The organism is Frankia sp. CeTa3Moorea (assembly GCF_978021225.1).
On sequence record NZ_CDXDOR010000061.1, the window covers coordinates 1 to 19,507 of the forward strand.

General features: G+C 70.5%; 15 protein-coding genes. 10 read left to right on the plus strand and 5 right to left on the minus strand.

Features of this window, described 5'->3' with window-relative positions:
- The first annotated feature begins 314 nt into the window (after positions 1 to 314).
- The 3 genes from AC08OV_RS12755 to AC08OV_RS12765 all read left to right on the plus strand — a co-directional run bounded on the left by AC08OV_RS12755 (position 315) and on the right by AC08OV_RS12765 (position 3,480).
- Entirely contained in the window at positions 315 to 1,967 is a 1,653-nt protein-coding gene (locus AC08OV_RS12755; RefSeq protein WP_476619708.1) for a hypothetical protein, read from the plus strand.
- Positions 1,968 to 2,260: 293 nt separating this feature from the next.
- Complete coding sequence (locus tag AC08OV_RS12760) at positions 2,261 to 3,079, plus strand: glutamate ABC transporter substrate-binding protein (protein WP_476619716.1); 819 nt, start codon at positions 2,261 to 2,263, stop codon at positions 3,077 to 3,079.
- Positions 3,080 to 3,264: 185 nt separating this feature from the next.
- Positions 3,265 to 3,480: a hypothetical protein gene (locus AC08OV_RS12765; protein WP_476616083.1), complete on the plus strand. Its 216-nt coding sequence runs from the start codon at positions 3,265 to 3,267 to the stop codon at positions 3,478 to 3,480.
- A gap of 51 nt (positions 3,481 to 3,531) precedes the next feature.
- On the opposite strand, the gene AC08OV_RS12770 is transcribed toward AC08OV_RS12765, so the two are convergent.
- The gene (locus AC08OV_RS12770) at positions 3,532 to 5,802 is read right to left on the minus strand and encodes a serine/threonine-protein kinase (RefSeq protein WP_476619709.1); all 2,271 of its coding nucleotides are present in this window, start codon (positions 5,800 to 5,802) and stop codon (positions 3,532 to 3,534) included.
- Between the two features lie 381 nt (positions 5,803 to 6,183).
- Positions 6,184 to 7,218 (minus strand): siderophore-interacting protein, encoded by a 1,035-nt coding sequence (locus AC08OV_RS12775; RefSeq protein ID WP_476614262.1) that lies wholly within the window; start codon positions 7,216 to 7,218, stop codon positions 6,184 to 6,186.
- Between the two features lie 261 nt (positions 7,219 to 7,479).
- On the opposite strand from AC08OV_RS12775, the gene AC08OV_RS12780 reads away from it, so the two are divergent.
- On the plus strand, positions 7,480 to 8,211 hold the full coding sequence (locus AC08OV_RS12780) for an ArsR/SmtB family transcription factor (RefSeq protein WP_476619710.1): 732 nt from the start codon (positions 7,480 to 7,482) through the stop codon (positions 8,209 to 8,211).
- A 2-nt stretch (positions 8,212 to 8,213) separates the two neighbouring features.
- On the plus strand, positions 8,214 to 8,930 hold the full coding sequence (locus AC08OV_RS12785) for an SRPBCC family protein (RefSeq protein WP_476614264.1): 717 nt from the start codon (positions 8,214 to 8,216) through the stop codon (positions 8,928 to 8,930).
- Between the two features lie 84 nt (positions 8,931 to 9,014).
- On the opposite strand, the gene AC08OV_RS12790 is transcribed toward AC08OV_RS12785, so the two are convergent.
- Entirely contained in the window at positions 9,015 to 10,217 is a 1,203-nt protein-coding gene (locus AC08OV_RS12790) for an aminotransferase-like domain-containing protein (RefSeq protein WP_476614265.1), read from the minus strand.
- Between the two features lie 770 nt (positions 10,218 to 10,987).
- Between AC08OV_RS12790 and AC08OV_RS12795 the strand changes: the two genes are divergently transcribed.
- Positions 10,988 to 12,055, plus strand: coding sequence for an HpcH/HpaI aldolase/citrate lyase family protein (locus AC08OV_RS12795; RefSeq protein ID WP_476614266.1), 1,068 nt, complete (start codon positions 10,988 to 10,990; stop codon positions 12,053 to 12,055).
- Between the two features lie 226 nt (positions 12,056 to 12,281).
- Here AC08OV_RS12795 and AC08OV_RS12800 read toward each other — a convergent pair whose 3' ends face one another.
- Positions 12,282 to 13,568: an MFS transporter gene (locus tag AC08OV_RS12800; RefSeq protein ID WP_476619711.1), complete on the minus strand. Its 1,287-nt coding sequence runs from the start codon at positions 13,566 to 13,568 to the stop codon at positions 12,282 to 12,284.
- A gap of 171 nt (positions 13,569 to 13,739) precedes the next feature.
- Entirely contained in the window at positions 13,740 to 14,897 is a 1,158-nt protein-coding gene (locus AC08OV_RS12805) for a PucR family transcriptional regulator (RefSeq protein WP_476614268.1), read from the minus strand.
- Positions 14,898 to 15,124: 227 nt separating this feature from the next.
- Here AC08OV_RS12805 and AC08OV_RS12810 point away from each other — a divergent pair, with 227 nt between their 5' ends.
- The 4 genes from AC08OV_RS12810 to AC08OV_RS12825 all read left to right on the plus strand — a co-directional run bounded on the left by AC08OV_RS12810 (position 15,125) and on the right by AC08OV_RS12825 (position 19,340).
- Positions 15,125 to 15,613 carry a 2,4'-dihydroxyacetophenone dioxygenase family protein gene (locus AC08OV_RS12810; protein WP_476614269.1) on the plus strand — a complete coding sequence of 163 codons (489 nt, stop codon included), beginning with the start codon at positions 15,125 to 15,127 and terminating at the stop codon, positions 15,611 to 15,613.
- Between the two features lie 540 nt (positions 15,614 to 16,153).
- Positions 16,154 to 16,555 carry a transposase gene (locus tag AC08OV_RS12815; RefSeq protein WP_476614270.1) on the plus strand — a complete coding sequence of 134 codons (402 nt, stop codon included), beginning with the start codon at positions 16,154 to 16,156 and terminating at the stop codon, positions 16,553 to 16,555.
- Between the two features lie 85 nt (positions 16,556 to 16,640).
- Positions 16,641 to 17,699, plus strand: a complete 1,059-nt coding sequence (locus tag AC08OV_RS12820) for an AraC family transcriptional regulator (protein WP_476614271.1) — start codon at positions 16,641 to 16,643, stop codon at positions 17,697 to 17,699.
- Positions 17,700 to 18,461: 762 nt separating this feature from the next.
- Positions 18,462 to 19,340, plus strand: coding sequence for an undecaprenyl-diphosphate phosphatase (locus AC08OV_RS12825; RefSeq protein ID WP_476615745.1), 879 nt, complete (start codon positions 18,462 to 18,464; stop codon positions 19,338 to 19,340).
- Positions 19,341 to 19,507: the final 167 nt, after the last annotated feature.

Here is a 19,507-nt window from a genome sequence, read left to right on the forward strand (position 1 = left end):
AGCGTGGGCGGGGGCGCTGTGCCGCGCGCGAGAGGCGCTGATACACGGCGAGACCGTCGTGCTGGACATCTCCTCCGCCCGTCCCGACGATCTTGTCCGGATCGCGGCGCTGGCTGAGAAGACGGCCGCGGATCTGGTGCGGTCCCGCTGACGCAGCCGATCCGGACACCCGGGCCGGACGGCCGATCCGGACACCCGACCCGGACCGGGAAGTGATCCGCGCCGAGGAGCGTTTCCGCTGGTTCCGGCGATACGAGCCCCCCGTCGTTGCTTAGAGTAATCGGATCGGGGTGAAGCGCGTACGCTTAGTCGCCGTGACGACTGTAACGTCGCCGCCGCCCGCGCAGAGTGGGGGAGCCCCCTCGGCCGGTCGCCGGGCGACCGCGCGTCGTCGCCGTGGCGGTGGGGAGCCCGGTGGCCCGGGCGGCCCGCGAGCGCGGTGGGGCGCGCGGCTCGCGCGGGCCGTGCTGGGCGTCGCGGCGCGATGCGACGCGGGTGTCCGGCTCGTCGGGCTGCTGGCGTTTCTCGTGGTCGCGCTCGCGTTGTTCGGGTTGACACTGCACGGCGTGGTCGCTCATCGGCTGGATGCGACCGACGGCCTGGTGAGCCGGCACGGCCGGGCGCTCGCCACGGCTCAGGAGTTGCGGGCCGCACTGTCCCAGGCGGATGCCGCGGCGGCGGCGGAGGTCTTCGCGCCCGTCGAGCTTCTCGTCGGCAGGGGGGAGCCCGCCGCCGAGCTGCGGCAGCGCTATGACCGGATCAAGAACGGCGGGCTGTTCGAGGCGAGTGTCGCCGATGCCGCCCGTGACGTCCTGGACCTGCGCCGACTCGACCCGGCCCTGTGCGCCGCGGACCCGCCCTGGTCCGGCCCCGCGGCGCCGCCGCCCGGACCCGACGGCGCGGGGACCCGGCCGTCGCCCGGGCGGATCGCCTCGTCGTGCCCTCTGGGCGTGCTCGCCGGGGGCATTCCTGCCTACAACGGGATGGTCGAACGGGCCCGGGCGAACAACCGGGTGGGGCTGTCCGTCGGCGAGGCCAACCTGCGGGCCGCCTCGACGATGATGCGCACGGAGATCCTTCCGGCGACCGAGGTGCTCGTCGCCCGGTACGCCGACGCGGTGGACACCGCCTACCAGCAGGCCACCGGCTCGCGGGGCGAATGGGCGATTGTGATCACGGCCGCCTTCGCGATCATCGCGCTCGTCGGCGTCCAGCTGCTTCTGGTCCGACGCACGAACCGACTGGTCAACCCGGGCCTGCTGCTCGGCACCGGGTGCATCCTGGCCACGGTCACCTGGACCGCGGTCGCCTTCGGGACCCAGCAGACCCGTCTCGACACCGCGCAAGACTCCGGGTACCGACCGATAAGCCTGCTCGCCCGATCGAAGACCCTGGCTCTGGAGGCACGGGTCGATGAGAACCTCTCGCTGACGGCGCTCGGCAACGGCACCCGTTTCGACGAGCACTTCGCCTGGGTGACCCGAGGCCTCGGCTTCGACGTGACCGGCGACCGCCTACCGCCCGAACCGGTCACCCGTCGTGGTTCGCTCGTCGTCGCCCTCGACGCGCGCGGGGGGGGCGGGATACCGGCGGGACTCGAGGGCGATCTGCGCTCCTGGCTGCGTATCCGGGCCTCGGTGGTGGCTCTGCTGGCCTCGTCACCGGACTCGGTCGTCGCGACCGCGCGAGGACCGGGAGACGCCGGCTCCTCCATCGGGGACCCGCGTTCCTCCGACACGTTCGGACAGGCGGTGACCCGGACCCTCGGGCCGGGCACGACGGCGTTCACCAGCTTCCTCGGCAAGCTCGACGTCGCGATCGACGCCGCCCGGGGCAGGTTCGAAGGAGATGCCCGCCGGGCCGCCGCGGCGTTGCGCGATCTCGAGCTGGCCGGCCCGGCGCTCGTCCTCACCGCGATCGTCGCGGCCGCGGCGGGGATGTGGCCCCGGCTCCGGGAGTACCTGTGAGTCCGCCCGGTCGGACCGGGCGCCGGCACCCCCCCATCCCGACGAGGGGAGTGGGCCCGGTGCTCGGGGGGATCCTCGTCGGCTGCATGGTCCTCGTGGGCGGTACGGGCTGCAGCACCGCCCGTAGTCCCCTTCCGCTGGAGGCCGCCCCGATGCCGCCATCACCGGTGCCGGGCGCCGAGCCCACGCAGGCGTCGGCGGGATCGGCCAACCCGGATGGAACCTGTCGCCGGGATGGCAGACCGCTCCGGTCGAGCGATCCCCCCCTCACCCCGATGCCTCCCCCCGGCCGGATGCCGGTGGGCAGCCGCCTGCGCGCGATCGCGCAGGACCGCGGCTACCTGCGCGTGGGCATCGCCACCGACGCGCCCCCGGCCGGGTTGATGAACTGGCGCACCTTGCGACTGGAGGGGTTCGACGTCGGCATAGCCCGCGCGGTCGCCGCGGCCATCTTCGGCGCCGAGCGGGTCGACAATCATGTCCAGTTCCGTGCCGTCACCACCTCCGAGCGGGAGGACCTGCTCCGTTCCGGCATGGTCGACATGCTCGTGGCCACCATGACCATCACCTGCGAGCGCAAGCGGCAGGTCCGGTTCTCCGACGTGTACTACGAGTCGACTCTGCGGTTGCTGGTCCGGGAGAACGCCGGGTTCCGCGGTATCGCCGATCTCGTCCGACGACCGGTCTGCTCGTCGGCGGGGAGCACGTCCAGCGAGAAGCTGGCGCAGCTGCCGGCGCCGGGACCCCGACCGGTGACCCGGGCCCGCATCGCCGACTGCCTGGTCGCGCTCCAGCACGGTGACGTCGACGCGATCGCCGGCGACGATGTCCTCCTCGCCGGGCTAGCCGCCCAGGACCCCGACACGACGGTGCTCGGGCCGAGCGCCTTCGGCGCGGGCTCCGAAGCCGGCGGCTGGCTCGACGAGCCCTACGGTATCGCCATGCCGATCACCGGGGACACGGCGGGAGACGACGAGTTCGTCGCGTTCGTCAACGGCGTGCTTCGCGAGATCATGCTCGACGGAACCTGGTCCCGCCTGTACGACGAGTGGCTGCGACCGGGCCTACGCGTACCCGGCCGCCCCCCGCTGCTCGACGGCGGCCGTCCCTGACCGGGCCGTGAACCGGCGGGCCGTGAACCGGCGGGCCAGGCGGGCCAGGCGGGCCAGGCGAAGCCCGGGTACATCACCTGGGCCCTGGAGTACCCGGCACGCTTCAGGCTGGTATTTGGCGCCTGGTCGATCGACTCGCGGGAGCTGAGCACTGCGGCCTGACAGCGGCCCACGCCGCGCAGACCATGCTCGTCGATACCGTCACCGCGGCCCAACAGCTTGGTGCGTTGCCCGCAGGTGACCCGGTGCGCGTGGCATCTCTCGTGCGGGCACTCGCGCACGGGGCTGCCGACCTTGCCCTGGCGGGGCATCTCGCCGCTGACGGGAAGGGTCACGCGAGTCCCCAGCAACTCGTCGACGACCTGCTTGACCACCTGCGCACCGCAGCTCAGTGCCTATGAGCAAGGAAGCTACGGCTGAGCAAAGAAGCTGGCTGAGCAAGGATGTCAACGTCAGAGCAGCGTGCGGGGACGGATGCGGTTCGCCTGGTCGACGAGGCGGACCCGGCTGGCCCGGTCACCGGCCAACCGGGCCATCTCCCGGTAGGTCTCGGCCAGTCCGAAGCGGAGGTCCCGTTCCACCATGACCCGACCGAGCAGGGTCGGTGGCCGGGGCGCATCCGCGGCCGGGTAGGCGGCCGGGTAGGTCGTGACGAGGGCCAGGGCGGCGGTGAACAGGTCACGGTGCAGTTCGGCCCGGCGTCGTTCGCCCAGGTCGAGCCTTGGATCGGCCAGTATCGTCGCCGCCCGGTGCAGGGCCGCCGATCCCGAGGCCGCGCGGTCTGGTCGGGTGGCCCGGCCGACGAGCACCCCGATCATGCGGATCCGCGACGCGGTGTAGGCGGCGGACGACGGAGGGATCCGTAGATAAGCGTCGATCTTGTCGGCCGGATCGGTCCGGCATCGGGCCAGCCCGAACGCCGCGCTGGTCGTGCTCGGATCGATGGTGGAGACGACGTCGAACAGGGCTGCGGCCCGGTGCCGGGCCGCGTCACGTTCAGGCGCGGTGCCCGTGGTGCCCGTGGTGCCCGCGGTGCCCGCGGTGGTCGCGGTGCCCGTGGTGGTCGCCACGTCCGCGAGTGCGGTCGCGAGGGCGAGGCGCGGAGCGAGCTCCCCGGGGACCCGGGAGTAGACCCGGTCGAACGCCGCGGCGGCCACGGCCGGTTGTCGTCCGACGAGGGCGTGCAGACCCCGGTACCAGTCGACCCGCCATTCCCGCGGCTGCTCCGCGGCCGCGTCGTCCAGAGTGCCCGCCGCCTCATGGAGCTGCCCGGCCCGGATCTGGGCGCGGGCCAGGGATAGCCGCACCTCGGTGGTCCTCGGGACGATCGCCGCCAGCCGGGTGGCCAGGGAGGCCGGTTCCTCGTCCGAACCGGCGGTCAGTCCGGGCGCCCATGGATCGTCCTGGTCGATGCGCAGATCGGGGAGGACCTCCCACCATGCGGGGCTCCCGGCGGGCCCCGCCTCCCCGGTGGGATGCCCGACGGCGTCGAACCACCGGCTGGCCAACGGGGGGACCGGCCCCTCCGTTCTGGCCACGATCTCGTAGAGCACCCCCACCAGTTCGTCGGCGAGCTCCGTGGTGCTCTGGAAGCGCTGGTCGGGATCGGTCGCGGTGGCCCGGCGCAGGAGCCGATCCAGGGATTCGAAGTCCCGCAACGGGGCATGGGCCCGGCGCGGCGGCAGGGTGTGCCGGTAGGCGCCGAGGAAGCCCGGGAACCGGCCGAGGACGAGACGGGCCAGGGTCCGGGCGACGGCGAAGATGTCGGTGGTGACCGTGGGCGCGGTGCGCGCGATGCCCGCCGGGCGTTCCCCGTCGTCGTCGAGTTCGGGGGCCCGGTAGCCGGGCGTGGACAGGTATCCCGACACGCGGTCGTCGAGCCGGCGCGCCCCGCCGAGGTCGATCAGTTTGACGTCCTCGGCGGTGACCATCACGTTTTCCGGTTTCAGGTCGCAGTAGACCAGCCCGAGGCGATGCAGATGCCCGAGGGCCGGAAGCACCCGCAGCAGGTAGCGGATCACATCGGCGGCCGACGGCGGAGCCGACCGCCCGTCCGGTCCCGCCACCCCGACCTCGGCCAGGCCGGCCAGGGACACCCCCGGCACGTACTCCATGACGATGTAGTCCTCGCCATGGTGGGTGACATAGTCGAGGATCTTGACGATGCCCGGATGGGACACCGTGGTCAGGATGCGCCGCTCTCCCTCGGCGATCCGACGCGCCTCCGGGTTCGCCGCGTCGAGCAGGCCCTTGAGCACCACCCAGGCCTGCACGTCGTCGCTGCCGAGGTTGTCGTCGGTCGCGGCATATACCCAGCCGAGCCCGCCGTGCGCGATGACGCCGTGCACGGTGTAGCGGCCGACCCGTTCGCCCGGTCGCAGCTTGACGGTGAACGAGTAGCGGTGGCCGCATCCCGCGCAGCTGCCCTCCAGGGCGACGCTCTCGTCCTGCTCGTCCTGCTCGTCCTGGCCCGGCCGGGCCACGGGCGCGCCGCACCCGGCGCACTCCCGCAGGCCCGTGGGAACGCTGGGCGCGCCCAGGAGGGGCGGAGTCGACCCGGGGGGCGGGCCGACCAGGTGCGGGAGCCGGAGCGGATCACGGTGGGCGCCGGCCGCCGGACCCCGCCGGGGTAGCGCGGTCACCCGGGGAGCCGGCAGATTCACCGACCCGGGTTCCCCGACGATGGGAGGCTTGGCAGGGGGTCTCGCGCTGTCCTCCGTCATGGGCCCCTCTTCGTCGACGGGCACCATTCGCGTGCCGGGTCCACCCGCCACCCCGTGCCGTCGTTCCCCGGTGGGTCGTCCCCGAGCGCCGTCGTCCGGTCCATTCGTCGCCTTGTCCGTGCGACGGCTTGCCCGTGCGACGGCTTGTCGGAATGGAATGCCGTGGCGCGGTGGATCCCCGTAGTCGGGCGGTGTGCGCTGGTACGTGACCAGCCTGCCATGCGGTCGGGTTGCCCGCCGTGACGGAGCCCGGTTGCGTCGGCTACGGGTTGTTTGGCGGGCGAGTTTGGCGGGCGAGGGCCCTGGGACGCGTCCCACCGAAATGCCGCACCCACGATCGGGTGGTCGAGGATCGGGTGGTCGAAGCAGGTGCCGACCCGGTCACCGCCGGCGCTCGGCGGCGCGGGCCTTCACGGTCGCGCCGAGGCCGCGCGCGGTGGTTTCGGCACGCTGCTTCAGCGGCCCGAGGGTGCGGCGCAGCCGATCGATCCGTCCCTCGCCGCCGCGGGTGACATCCGCCGCCTCGCCCTCCCCGTAGTCATGATCGGGATGGTCCGCCGCGCCCAGCCGCCAGTAGCCACGGGTCGACAGGTCGGCGCGGTCCAGCCCCGAGGCGAGCAGGTGACGGCGGATCCGGCGTACCGCCGTGGCCTCGCAGGCCACCCAGGCCGCGGTGCCGGCGGGCAGGGGTATGGCCTCGACGGCCTCGGCCAGCAGTGCGCCGGGAACCCCGCCGTTACGGTGCAGCCAGGTGACGGTCGTCGCGGGGGTGACCGGGAGAGCCCGCCGGCGGCCGGCGTCGCGAACCTCCGCCACCACGGTCACCGGTACCCGAGTGGGCAGCCGTTCCAGCACCGTCGCCAGCGCGGGCAGGCCGGTCTCGTCGGCGGCGAGCAGGCGGTGCGCGGCCGACGTCCGCATCTCGTATCCACCCCCCGGTCCGGCGATGGCGAGATGGTCACCGGGCCGGGCGGTACCCGCCCATCGCCCAGCCGGGCCCTCGCCGTGCAGGAGCATCTCGATCTCCAGTTCGAGGGCCTCGGCGTCGAACCGGCGCGGGGTGTAGGTCCGCACGATCGGGCGGGGCGCACCCGCCGGGAAGACGGGTCGTCCGTCCGGCCCCCAGCCCGGAACGGTCGGTTCGGTCTGCCCGTCGGCCGGCAGGAAGATCTTCACGTGCTGCGCGGCCCGGGGCAGCGAGAATCCGGCCAGCGCCGGCCCACCGAGCGTCACCGTCACCATGTCCCCGGTGAGCGGGGTGACGCGGACGACCCGCAGCCGGCGCGGGGCCGGCCGGGCGTGCCGCGGCGCGGGCCGGTTCTCCGCCGACGCCGACGGGCGGCCGTCGCGCCCGTCCGGTAGTCCGGTCGGGCGGGGCGTGGATGGCACGGAGGAGTCCGGCCCGAACGTCGACATCGGCTCTTGCGTCCTGCCTCTCGTGACCGCGGGCCGGACTGGTTCTGGCCCGCACGGACGGGCTTCAGGCCCGGGACGGGGCCGTCCCGACCTCCGCGAGCCCGGGTGGCATTCCAGGACGAACCTATGCCCCGCCATTCGGGCGATGACTCGCGGAGGGGTGCGACGGTCGTTCCGTACCTGCTCCGTACCTGCCCCGGATCTGCTCCGACAGGATCATCCTCCTTGACAAGGAAAATTTTCGGTAGGACGATGAGGCGCATGTTGGAGGTCGCAGTGATCGATGACCCGGCCGCCGCGGGGGCTGCGCTCGACCCGGTCCGGGCGAGTTTGCTGGCCGCGCTCGCGGAGCCGGGTTCGGCCAGCACCCTGGCCGCTCCCGTGGGGCTGTCACGTCAGCGGGTCAATTACCACCTGCGGGCCCTGGAGCGTCACGGGCTGGTCGAACTCGTCGAGGAACGCAGAAGGGGCAACTGCACCGAGCGCGTACTACGGGCGACGGCGGCCTCCTATGTGATCTCGCCGACCGCGTTGCCGGCGGTCGCCCCGGATCCCGGCCGGTCGCCGGATCAGCGCTCTGCCCGATGGCTGCTCGCGCTCGGTGCCCGGCTGGTGCGGGAGGTCGGCGACCTCATCGCCGGTGCCACCGCTGCCCGGCAGCGGCTGGCGACGTTCGCGATCGACAGCGAGATCCGATTCGCTTCCGCCGCGGACCGCGCCGCGTTCGCCACGGAGCTCGCGGAGACGGTTGCCGCCCTCGTCGGCAGGTACCACGACACCACCGCCGAAGGCGGGCGCTCCCACCGTTTCGTCATCGCCCTGCACCCGAGCGTCACGCGGCCCGAGCGGGTGGCTGTCGGATCCGATGCGGGGTCCGATGCGGGGGAGGACATCCTCGGCCTTGGCACCGCCGGTCCCACCGGCACCGACAGCCCCACCACCGCAGCCGGCCCCACCGGAACCGATGGCCCCACCGCAACCAAGGAGAACTAGAGATGTCCCGTGAGTTCGAGATCCGCCGCGAGGGCGTGCTGCCCACCTCCCCGGAGGAGTACTGGGACGCCGTGACCACCGGTAACGGCGGATGGCTGTGGCCGATGGAGTTCGAGCCCCGGCAGGGTGGCGCCGCGCCCTTCGGGGGCACGGTCACCGTCTGGGACCCGCCGCACCACCTCGTCACCCGGGTGGAGGGTGCGGACGGCTGGTTCAACCAGCTGGAACACGTGATCGAGGGCCGGGACGGCGGCACGACCTCCTTCCGCTACGTCCACAGCGGGATCTTCGTCGACGACTGGGAGAACCAGTACGACGGCGCCAGCCAGCACACCGACTTCTACCTGCACACGCTCGGCCAGTACCTGCGGTACTTCAGCCGCCGGCCGGTGACCTACGTCGCGGCCGACGCGCCGGCGTCCTCGACCGCGCCGGACGCGTTCGTCCGGCTGCGCCGCGAGCTGGGCGTCGCCGACGAGGTCGGCCAGGGCGACGCGCTGCGCGTCACCCTCCCGGGCATCGATCCGCTGGACGCCGTGGTCGACTACCTGCATCCCCACTTCCTTGGCCTGCGGACCGGCGACGGGCTGTACCGCTTCTTCGGCCGCAACGCCTTCGGCGCCCCGATCGGCATCGCCCTGCACCTGTTCGCCCCCGGCGCCGACCAGGCGAAGACCACCCAGGCCTGGACCGACTGGCTGCAGGACCTGTTCGCCTAAGCGCCTTTCCGTCGATCCCCGCCGTTTTGCCGATCCCCGCCGGCTCGTGTCGGGCCGGCACCGGCACCCGGTCAGGGATGACGGTCATACTCCGAACGCCCGTGCCAGCCGCGCCAGCCCCTCCGTGATCTCCACCGGCGGGTGCGTGGTGAAGGACAGGCGCAGCGTCGCGGGGTCCGGCGGCCCCGCGAAAAAAGGAGCACCGGGAACGTAGGCCACGTCGTGCTCCACCACGCCGGGCAGCAGGGCGGTGGCGTCGTGACCGTCGGGGAGGCGGGCCCAGACGAACATGCCGCCCTCGGGTCGGTTCCAGCTGCTCCCGGGCGGCAGTGCCCAGGCGAGCCCGTCGAGGAGCGCGTCGCGGCGTTCGCGGTAGGCGGCGCACATCCGCGCAATGTGCAGGTCGGGGTCGGCGTCGGCCAGATACCGGGCGGCGGCGGCCTGATCGACCGTGGAGGTGTGCAGGTCCGCGGCCTGCTTGGCGATCACGTAGGCCCGCCGCAGCATGGCCGGGGCCCGCAGCCAGCCCAGCCGCATCCCTGGGGCCATGATCTTGGAGAAGCTGCCGAGCAGGACGGTGCGGTCGGCGGCGTCGGCGAACGACGCGATCCACGGCTCCCGCGTGCCCTGGAAGCGCAGCTCACCGTAGGGGTCGTCCTCGACGATCCACAGGCCCTGCTCCGCGGCCACCCGGGCGACGGCCGCGCGGCGCGCCGCGGACAGCGTCCGACCGGTGGGGTTCTGGAAGGTCGGCACCAGGTAGAGCAGCCTGGGACGCTCGCGGGCCACCGTCTCCGCCAGCCGGTCGGGGAGGATCCCGTGCTCGTCGGTGGGGACGGGCACCACCCGGGCACCCGCGAGGCCGAGGCACTGCAGGGCAGCCAGATAGGTCGGATCCTCCACGAGGACCGCGTCACCCGGCTCCACGAGCGTCGCCGACAGCAGCGTCAGGGCCTGCTGCGAGCCCGTCGTGATCAGCAGGTCGTCCGCTCGGGTGGGCAGGCCGCGGCGCGCCAGGCGTTCCGCGACCGCCTGGCGCAGGTCCGGGTCGCCCTCCGTGGCGGAGTACTGCAGCACGCGCCGCGGCTCCTCGGTGAGCACCCGGTCGTAGGCGCGCCGGATCCCGTCGGCGTCGAAGAGCTCGGGAGCGGGTAGACCGCCGGCGAAGGAGATCACCTCCGGGCGGGCGGTCAGCGCGAGGATCTCCCGCACCGGCGAGGTGCGCACGGCGCCGGCTCGGGCGGCGAGACCGGGCACCGCAGCGGCGGGTGGAGCGGCGTTGGTCATGGCGGCTCCTCGAACTCCTTCTCCGGGTTCTCCCCGACGTACACGACCACTCGCCGCCAACCGCCGGGACGGCCGTACAGCGGCGTTCCAGCATGTGGACTGTGCTTCCCGCATCCTGGACTTTCTGGCAATCATAGCCATCGGCGCCGGCTCACGTGGCCGCCCGCGACTCCGCCGGCCGGAGCGAGACGAGCAGGGCGACGGCCCCAAGCAGCGCGATGAGGAGCAACGGCGCGTGGCGCGGGACTGGCTCCAGGGTGTTTCCGACCACTGCGCCCCGGACTGCGGCTGACGGGGTAGTTCCCGGCCCGCTCCCTGCACCGTCAGGCTGTGCCCTTACCGTCAGGCTGCCCACTCATCGACATGATCTGATTATCCTGCGGAGTTTCTGGTCGGGCTGGTTGAGGGGGAGGCAGGTCGAGGGGGCTGCTCGTGAACAGGCACCGAACGCCGACGACGTGCGTAAGACGTCCGCACGGAGAAAGCCAGACTGCGGACCTGGACGGAATGGCGACGGGGAATTCTCCTGTCGCAGTGGTTTATGCGGAACTCATGGAACAGAAATAGAGCGCCCGGATCGCAGAGAATGCCTGCCGACTGGACCACGACCTCGACGGTCGCGATCGGGCGGGAGATGATCAGGGGAGTGTGTCGGACATCGAACTGATACAGTCCGGCGGAGTCGAGTGTCGTCGACTCTGAGTGTCGCGTTGGTCGCCGGGAGTCCGGTCGCCCGGCACCGGCCAGGGTTCCTTCCCGGGAGACTTCACATGCGCAGCGCCAAGGATTTCTTCGCTCCCCTCGCCGTGGGGGCGCCACTCCCGCCTCGCGAGATCCCGTGGCGGCCGTCCCGGATGATTCACTTCTTCGACCCGAGTAACGAGAAGATGGCGGCGAAGCTGCCGCAGATCATCCCCCGGGTCGACGTGCTGCTCGGGAACCTCGAGGACGGCGTCCGGGCGGACAACAAGATCGTTGCCAGGGAGAACCTGATAAAGATCGTCGACGGTGCGGACTTCGGTGAGACGCAGTTCTGGATCCGCCTGAACAGCCTCGACTCACCCTGGGGGCTCGACGACCTGCTCACGCTCGTTCCCGCCATCGGCGAGAATCTCGACGTGGTGATGGTGCCCAAGGTCCAGGGGGCGGAGGACATCCACTATGTGGACCGCCTCCTCGCCCAGTTGGAGGCGAAGGCCGGCCTGTCCCGCCCGGTGCTTGTCCATGCGATTCTGGAGACCGCGCGAGGGGTCGCGAACGTCGAGGAGATCTGCGCGGCAAGTCCCCGCATGCAGGGCCTGTCCCTTGGCCCGGCGGACCTGGCGGCGGACCGGCGGATGAAGACAACCCGTGTCGGCGGTGGGCACCCCGGCTACCTGGTACGCCAGGATCCGCAGCCGGACGACCCGGCGGCCGTCCGAGCCACGTTCCAGCAGGATCCCTGGCACTACACGCTGGCCCGGATGGTAGACGCCTGCGCGGCGAACGGGATCATGCCGTACTACGGGCCGTTCGGTGACATCGCCGACGTCCTCGCCTGCGAGGACCAGTTCCGCAACGCGTTTCTGCTCGGGTGTGTCGGGGCGTGGTCACTGCATCCCGTCCAGATCGACATCGCGAAGAAGGTCTTCAGTCCCGAGCCCGCGGCCGTCGAGTGGGCAAAGCGCGTCGTCGCGGCCATGGGCGACGGAACGGGGGCCGTGATGGTGGACGGCACGATGCAGGACGACGCCTCGGTGAAGCAGTGCCGGGTTATCCTCACTCTCGCCACTCGCCTCGCCGCCCGGGACGCGCAGCTCGCGGCGGCCTACGGACTACCCGCGCCGGAGGCACGATAGGCCGAGTCGCCGTCGGACGTCCATGCGATCGAAAAAGGGCTCGAGGCGGCCGGCGCGCCGGACCGCACCATGATATGGGCGATGGTGGAGACACCTGGTGCCATCCTGCGCGCCCAGGAGATGCGACAGCCTCTCCACCGCGGTGGAAGCACCGCGGTGGAAGCCACCGCCGTCCTCTGCCAGCGTGATCCAGACTCTCGGACCCGCGGGCGATGTCTCCTGTCGGTCAGTGCAGGGGCCGGTGCGCGGTCTCGGGGAGCCGGCTGAAGACCACGGTGCTGACCAGGGCGACGGCGGTGACGTACCAGCCGAAGGATGCGGGGTGGCCGATGTCCACGAGGTAGGTGGCGACGTAGGGGCCGGTGCCGCCGAAGAGGGCGACGGCGAGCGCATAGGGGAACCCGATACCGGAGCTGCGCAGGCGTGCCGGGAACAGCTCGGCGACCACCGCGCTCGAGATGCACGACCAGCAGGCGAGGAACACCAGCCCCATGATTTGAACCAGGAGCAGCCTGGTGGTCGAGCCGTCCAGGAGGGCCAGCATCGGAACCGTGCCGACCACGAAGAAGGTGCCGAAGGTGAGCAGCATCGGCCGCCTGCCGACGCGGTCCGAGATCGCTCCGAAGACCGGCTGCAGGGCGAGGAAGATGGTCAGCGCGACGACACCGGAGAGCAGGCCGTGCTTGAGGTTGGAGCCCACCGTGATGTTCGCGTACGTCGGCAGGTAGGCGGTCCATACATAGAACACCAGCGCCGGGGCCGCGGTCAGCCCGAACACCTGGAGGGATTCCCTGGGGTGCCGGCGGAGGAACTCGAACATGTCGGCACGACGGGCACCGGCCGGCTCGTCCGCCGTCTTGGTGAGGGTCTCCTTGGCGTGCGTCCGGATCCACATGCCGACCACGGCCGCGACCGAGCCGAGCAGGAAGGGGATCCTCCAGCCCCAGCTGGTCATGTTCTGCGAGTCCAGCGTGCTGGCGAGTAAGGCGCTGATCCCGATCGCCGCCAGGTTGGCCGAGGTCGCACTGATGTAGAAGAAGCTCGAGTACAGCCCCCGACGGCCATCCGGTGCGGACTCGATGAGAAACGCGCTTCCCGCGGCATACTCGCCCCCCGCGGAGGCACCCTGGATCAGCCGGGCCAGCAGGAGCAGCGCCGGGGCGGCGACCCCGACCTGCTCGTAGGTGGGGGCAAGCCCGATGATGAGACTGCCCAGGCCCATGCCCATAATCGTGGTGCTAAGCGTCCTGCGGCGGCCGATCCGGTCGGCGAGAATCCCGAGGATCAGCGCTCCGACCGGGCGGGCGAAGAATCCGACGGCGAAGATCGCTAACGTCGACATCAGCGGCACCAGGCTGCCTCCCGGGCTGGCCGGGAAGAACTGCGTGGAGAAGTACACCGCAAGCATCGAGTAGATGTACCAGTCGAACCATTCGACGGCGTTGCCGACGGAGGCGGCCAGGAGCTGCCGATAGTGGTTGGTCCGTTCCCGGAGGCCGGTTGTTGCTGTCATCGAAGCGGTCATGGGTTGCTCTCCTGTTGGGCGGCGGCTGAGACCACCAGCTCGGGACGTCGAGCTCTGATGGGCCCGATAGCGGGTACGGATTCCCAACAGGATGTGGCGTGTGACACATCGGAGGCTACGGGCGGGATGCCAACGCGGCGCCCCTTGCTTCGTATGCGGCTACGAAACCAGCGGGGCTGCCGTCTCCGCGTGGAAGGCCCAGGACAGTTCCACCAGGGTGTCGGTGTCGTCCAGGGACCGCCCGGTCAGCTCCTCGAACCGGGCTAGCCGGTAGCGCAGCGTGTTGACGTGTATGTGCAGCGCCTCGGCGGTCCGCGGGATGTTACGGCCATTGGCCAGGTAGCAGCGGAGCGACTCGACGACTTCCTCCCCGAACGCACCGGTGTCCCGGAGCGGCTGGAGGTAGCGGGCCCGCATCAGTGCGGTCACGTCCGCCGCGCGCGGCACGGCCACCCGCCAGCCGAGGCCCTCGAGGGTGTGCACGCCCTCGTTGTGGCGCAGTCGGGCCGCGGCCAAGACGTCGTTGGCCACCGAGAAGGACGTCGCGACCCGGTCCAGCGGCCCCTCGGGCCCGGCGGCGACCAGCAGCCCCGGGACCGCGGGTGGCAGCCCCGACACGATCCCCACGAGCCGGCCTTGGGAGGGCACCAGGAGCAGGACCACGTTGCTGCGCCGGCATCCCTGGTTGATCAGGTTGAGGGCCTGGTCCAGCTCCGCTTCCGGTAAGGCGGCAGTGCACACCGCCCGCAGGTGTGTGTCGCGCCGCACGTGGTAGCGGATGCACCCCTGCTCAATCTGCGTCGGCGACAGGGTGCCGGCGAGCAGCCCGGCGAGCCATTCGTCCCTGCGCCTTCGGTCCGCCACCGCATGCGACAGGCCGTACTCGCGGTAGGCGCTCGCCGCACGAGCGGAGAACACGTCACTCAGCTTCCACAGCAGCGAGGTGAGGGTGAGTGACTCGGGGTGGTCGACCCCGAACTCCTGGGCGCGATCCACCAGCCGGTCCTGGATGCTCGCTATGCAGCTGCGGAAGCCGCCCATGATGTCCTCGATCGGCACGCCCTGCTGGAGCCGTTCCAGCGTTGTGCGCTCGGCCTGCCAGATCTCCGAGCTCGGCGGCACGACGCCCGCCCGCAGGGTGCGGCACGCCAGCACGACGTTGCGGTGGATGCTCGTCACCAGCGCCTCGGTCGGGACCACCTCATAGGCCGGGATCTCGCGCCGGACACGCTCGATCGTGGGATCCACCAGTCCCTCGTCGCGTTCCAGCGCAGCGGTGAGTTCTCGCACACGGTCGTCGGACGTCCGCATCATCATGGGGTTATCCTGCCCGGCGGTGTCGTCGGCACCCCGGTCCTCGCCCCAACGGCGCGCGTGGCACCCGCGCTTGTCGCGCGTGTTCAGGGATCTGTCACCGCTGTTCTATCTCGGATCTTTTGGTGGGTCCAGAATCAAACCCTACCGCTCACCTAGCCGGCCGTTCCCCGCCGGATCCAGACGATTCCGAAGGCAGGGATCGACGCCAATCTCCCGAGGAGACGCAGATGACGACACTGGTCAATCCCCTCCAACATTTCGCTCCAACGCACACGGGAGTCGACGATCTTCCGTGGGTTCCGTTCACGCCTTACACGAACGAGGTGGAATTAAAGATCCTTCATGTGGATCTGGTCAAGAGCGAGACACAAATGCTTCTGCGGGCGCCGGGGGGAGCCTCGCTGGGTGTGCACGACCATTATGGTCGCGTGCTTGTCTACACCATTCGAGGGAAATGGCGGTACGCGGAGCACGCCTGGGTGTCGGGGCCGGGTGACTTCGTGTACGAGGTCGCCAACAGCAGGCACACGTTCATTGTGGAGCCTGACGAGGGCATCGAGGTGTTCATCTCGGTTGAAGGAGCTATTGCTTTCCTCGGCCCAAACGACGAGATCATCGGCATCGAGCAGGCCCATACGTTCGCCGAGCGATACAACGAGTACTGCAGGAAGCACGGGATCATCCCGGTTGACCTGACCAGCTTCGCCCGCTCATAGCCAGTCGGTCGCTACTCGTACACCACGGGCGTGGAGTCCACTACCGCGACTTACCTGGGCTTCCCGCACGTCTTTCCACTGCTTATGCGGCCCTACACGGTTGGCCGGGAGCCGTGTTTGAACACCAGCGTTCAGTGACCGCCTGCTGTGACGGGGTGTGACCGTGCAGGGCTCGGGGAAAGGGACACACCCGCCGATGACGAACGGCCAGGTCAGCGACCTGGCGTCGGCCGGTTCGCACGGCCGGCGGGCGTCGGCCGTGCGAACCGGCTGTCGCTGCGGGCGGCGCTGCCCGACGTGTCGGTGCTCGGGATCGATGACCAGCGGCGCGGCTCGCCGCGTTTCCACCGCGACCCGCTCACCGGGGCGTGGGTGACCGACGCCGACCGCTGGCAGACGGTGCTCATCGACTCCGCCGCGGCCGTGCCACCAACCCCGAGTACACGATCAAAGACCTGCTGCTGTGGGGCCCGGATGCGCTTTCCGACCGCGGGCGCCGCCGCATCCTCGAGACCTTCACGGTTCTCGAGGACCTCGACGGTGAGGCCGCCCACGCGCTGCGCACCGCCTGGAACGCCAAGAATCTGCTGCTCGACCTGCTCGCGCTCTCCCCGGCCCGCACCGGCGTCGCGACCACCCCGCACCGACATCGCCAGGGCCCTGACCAGGTTCCTCGGCTACTGCGCGACCTTCGGAAAGGACGTCCCCGAGGTCGTCACCCTTGCCGAGAGGATCTCCGGCTGGCGCAACGAGATCGCCACCGCGATCCTCCTCGGGCTCTCCAACGCCGCCGAGGCCGTCAACCGGGTCACCAAGCTCGTCTACCGCACCGCCTTCGGCCTGCGCAACGTCCCGAACCAGCAGCGCCGCGCCAGCTACGCCACCACCCGAAGTAGCCGCCCCGACTGGCTACCCGCCACCACCCACCCCAACGTCCAATAACCGGCCAGCTACGACTCCCGGTGAACTGCGTAGAGCCGCTTATGCTTGCAGGCGCGGCGGCCCAGGTTCCCGGTAGGAGGTCATCATGCGGACCTACGAGATGTACGACCTTGTCGATGTACCCCATCGCGACCGTCCTGGACGCTGGGAGGAGATCCTGGGCAGCACGGTGACGCCATTCCACACTGATGTTCCTCCAGGGAAATTACCCTACCGTGCCTCGATTGAGCGTCGCTGGTTCGATGACATCGCGCTGCTGGAGATCGCATGTGATCCGTGTAGGGGTGAACGTAGTCGAAGTCTGATCAGCCGGACCAGCGAGGAAAATATTGCGATCTTCTTCGCTACCGCTGGGACTGAACGGCTTGCCATCGAGGACAAGAAGATTGTTGTCACTCCGGGCAGCTTCGTGGCTTGGAACAGCACGCAAAGGATGCGGTTCGAAGTTGTCGAGCACTTCCGCAAAATTACCCTGGTAATGCCGAGGGTGGCGCTGGAAGAGGTCTTGGAGAGCCCGTGGTTGGAAGCCGACCTCGTGGTGGACGTGAACGCTCCCGCGATCAGGTTGTTGCGCAGTTATATCGCCTCACTTGCCAGCCTCCCGCACGAGATTCCCGCCCCCACCATAACGGCGGCCCGCAACGCGGCATTGGAGTTGGTGGCCGCGGCGGTGCGCCCCGAGGCCACGTTCACGAATGCGATCACTGGGGAAGCGCTGCGGCTCGCAGTGGAACGCTGGCTAGCTCGAAACCTTGGCCACCGCGACGTCAGTGCCGCTGCGGCGGCCGCTGCGCAGTGTGTGTCTGTCCGCACGCTGCAGCGCGGCTTCGCCGCGACAGGAAACAGCTACAGCGCCGTCGTCCGCTCCCAGCGACTCGCACGAGCCCGCCGGGACCTGATCGAGGGATCATGCTCTATTCAGGCGATCGCCAGCCGTTGGGGTTTTGCGGACACGAGTCACTTCTGTCGAGAATTCAAACGGCTGTATGGTGCGACGCCGACTTGTTACCGTGATTCGGTCGCCTTATCGTTCGCCCACGTGGGCGAGCCCGATTTTCGGGACGATCCGGACGGTGGAGCGCAGCCCTCCGGAACCTCCAGAACCGCGTCCCAGACGTCCAAGACGTCCAGGCTGCATGACTGATCGCGTCGTCCGTCCGGTCGGCACTTGTCCCGGATGTCCAGGACGGGCCGGACTGGCGGCGGGTCAGGTCGGGGGAGGCCGGGTTGGGTCGGATCAGGCGGGGCGAGCGGCCGGCTGGCCCAGCCAGCGTCGCACCAGACTGGTCAGAACCAGGATCACGGCTGTTCCGACCACTTCAATGATCACATTCGCGAGCAGATGACTCATCGTGCAACCTCCTATGCGTACTGTGTCGCTCCCCGGCCCTGATCGGGGCGCGCCAGACCGCCACGAGGCGGGCGGTTCGTACTTCCGGGTGACACGGTGCGGGCTAAAGATGAACAGAAAGCGAGCGATCTCGTTCGGTTGCATGGCCAGAGCATGAACCCGCCTATTCGTCGCGGTCCGTGACTGTCCGACGAACCGCCGGGTCAGCCCGTGTGGGGGGCCTGCTGCGGGGTGGGCTCGGCCCGATCCGGCGGAACCCCGATCGGACCAGGTCGATCGGACGAGGTCGATCGGACGAGGTCGATCGGACCAGGTCGGAGGATCGGAGAAGGCGGGGACGCCGTCACCCGGCATCCGCCCGCACTTCACCCTTCGCTACGGTGAAGCCGTGGTCGGGTGTGCGTGGATGACGCGAACAGGTCGGGCGCGGAGCCGGCAGACCGATCGTCGTTCCGCGTGGCCTCCGGACCCGGCGGCCTCGCCGGACGGGCTGAACGGACCGGATGGGCCGGGTAGGCCGGACTCGTCTGGCTCGTGGGCCAGGTCGGCGCGTCGATGAACTTCTTCGAGGGGACGGTCCTCGGTCTCGTTCAGGGGCTCACCGAGTTTCTCCCGGTCTCGTCCAGCGCCCACCTGCGCATCGCCGCCGCGCTCGCCGGCTGGGAGGACCCGGGCGCCGCGTTCACCGCTGTGACCCAGATCGGCACCGAGGCCGCCGTGCTGATCTACTTCCGTAAGGACATCGCCCGCATCGTGGCGGCGTGGGCGCGCTCGCTCACCCGCCGGGAGATGCGTAAGGACCCCGACGCCCGGATGGGCTGGCTGGTCATCCTCGGCACCCTTCCGATCGGCCTGCTCGGGGTGACGCTGCAGGACGCCATCGAGGGCCCGTTCCGCGACCTGCGGCTGATTGCCACGACGCTGATCGTGCTTGGCCTGATCCTGGGCGGCGCGGACTGGTACGCCTCGAAGGGGCGGCCGCAGGGTCGTCATTCGCCGCCCCGCCCGCGCAAAGTGCTCGAGGACTTGTCGGTGCGTGACGGGCTCTTCTATGGCCTCGCCCAGTCTGCCGCGCTGATCCCCGGCGTCTCCCGGTCCGGTGCGACGATCAGCGGGGGCCTGCTCCTCGGCTACACCCGCGAGGCCGCGGCCCGATATTCTTTCCTGCTGGCGATGCCAGCGGTGCTGGCGTCCGGGGTCTTCGAACTGCGCTCCATCGGTGGGAAGGATGCCGACGTCGCCTGGGGCCCGACGATCCTCGCCACGCTCGTGGCGTTCGCCACCGGGTACGCCGCGATCGCGTGGTTCCTACGGTACATTTCGACGCGCAGTTTCGCGCCCTTCGTGCTGTATCGCGTGGGGCTGGGGTTGCTGCTGTTCTCCCTGCTGGCCGGGGGTGCCCTCAGCCCCGGCGCCGGTGCCCCCCCGGGCTGAACGGGCGGGGAGCCCCAGGCGCGACCCACGTGCCTACGCCCGTCAACTACGGTGAGGGTCGGCGGTCCGCGTGCGCAGACGGTGAAGGTGTCTGCGGGACATATCCGAACGAGTCCGAGGCCCGCCCGACGTCGGTCGGGAAACCGATACCGATACCGATTCCGCTG

Excerpts from the sequence above, each read along its gene's own strand:
- AC08OV_RS12810 (WP_476614269.1), top strand. The coding sequence starts at position 15,125 with ATGACGACACTGGTCAATCCCCTCCAACATTTCGCTCCAACGCACACG.
- AC08OV_RS12785 (WP_476614264.1), top strand. The coding sequence starts at position 8,214 with ATGTCCCGTGAGTTCGAGATCCGCCGCGAGGGCGTGCTGCCCACCTCC.
- AC08OV_RS12765 (WP_476616083.1), top strand. The coding sequence starts at position 3,265 with ATGCTCGTCGATACCGTCACCGCGGCCCAACAGCTTGGTGCGTTGCCC.
- AC08OV_RS12820 (WP_476614271.1), top strand. The coding sequence starts at position 16,641 with ATGCGGACCTACGAGATGTACGACCTTGTCGATGTACCCCATCGCGAC.
- AC08OV_RS12775 (WP_476614262.1), bottom strand. The coding sequence starts at position 7,218 with ATGTCGACGTTCGGGCCGGACTCCTCCGTGCCATCCACGCCCCGCCCG.
- AC08OV_RS12825 (WP_476615745.1), top strand. The coding sequence starts at position 18,462 with ATGAACTTCTTCGAGGGGACGGTCCTCGGTCTCGTTCAGGGGCTCACC.
- AC08OV_RS12795 (WP_476614266.1), top strand. The coding sequence starts at position 10,988 with ATGCGCAGCGCCAAGGATTTCTTCGCTCCCCTCGCCGTGGGGGCGCCA.
- AC08OV_RS12770 (WP_476619709.1), bottom strand. The coding sequence starts at position 5,802 with ATGACGGAGGACAGCGCGAGACCCCCTGCCAAGCCTCCCATCGTCGGG.
- AC08OV_RS12790 (WP_476614265.1), bottom strand. The coding sequence starts at position 10,217 with ATGACCAACGCCGCTCCACCCGCCGCTGCGGTGCCCGGTCTCGCCGCC.
- AC08OV_RS12805 (WP_476614268.1), bottom strand. The coding sequence starts at position 14,897 with ATGATGATGCGGACGTCCGACGACCGTGTGCGAGAACTCACCGCTGCG.
- AC08OV_RS12780 (WP_476619710.1), top strand. The coding sequence starts at position 7,480 with ATGTTGGAGGTCGCAGTGATCGATGACCCGGCCGCCGCGGGGGCTGCG.
- AC08OV_RS12800 (WP_476619711.1), bottom strand. The coding sequence starts at position 13,568 with ATGACAGCAACAACCGGCCTCCGGGAACGGACCAACCACTATCGGCAG.
- AC08OV_RS12760 (WP_476619716.1), top strand. The coding sequence starts at position 2,261 with ATGCCGGTGGGCAGCCGCCTGCGCGCGATCGCGCAGGACCGCGGCTAC.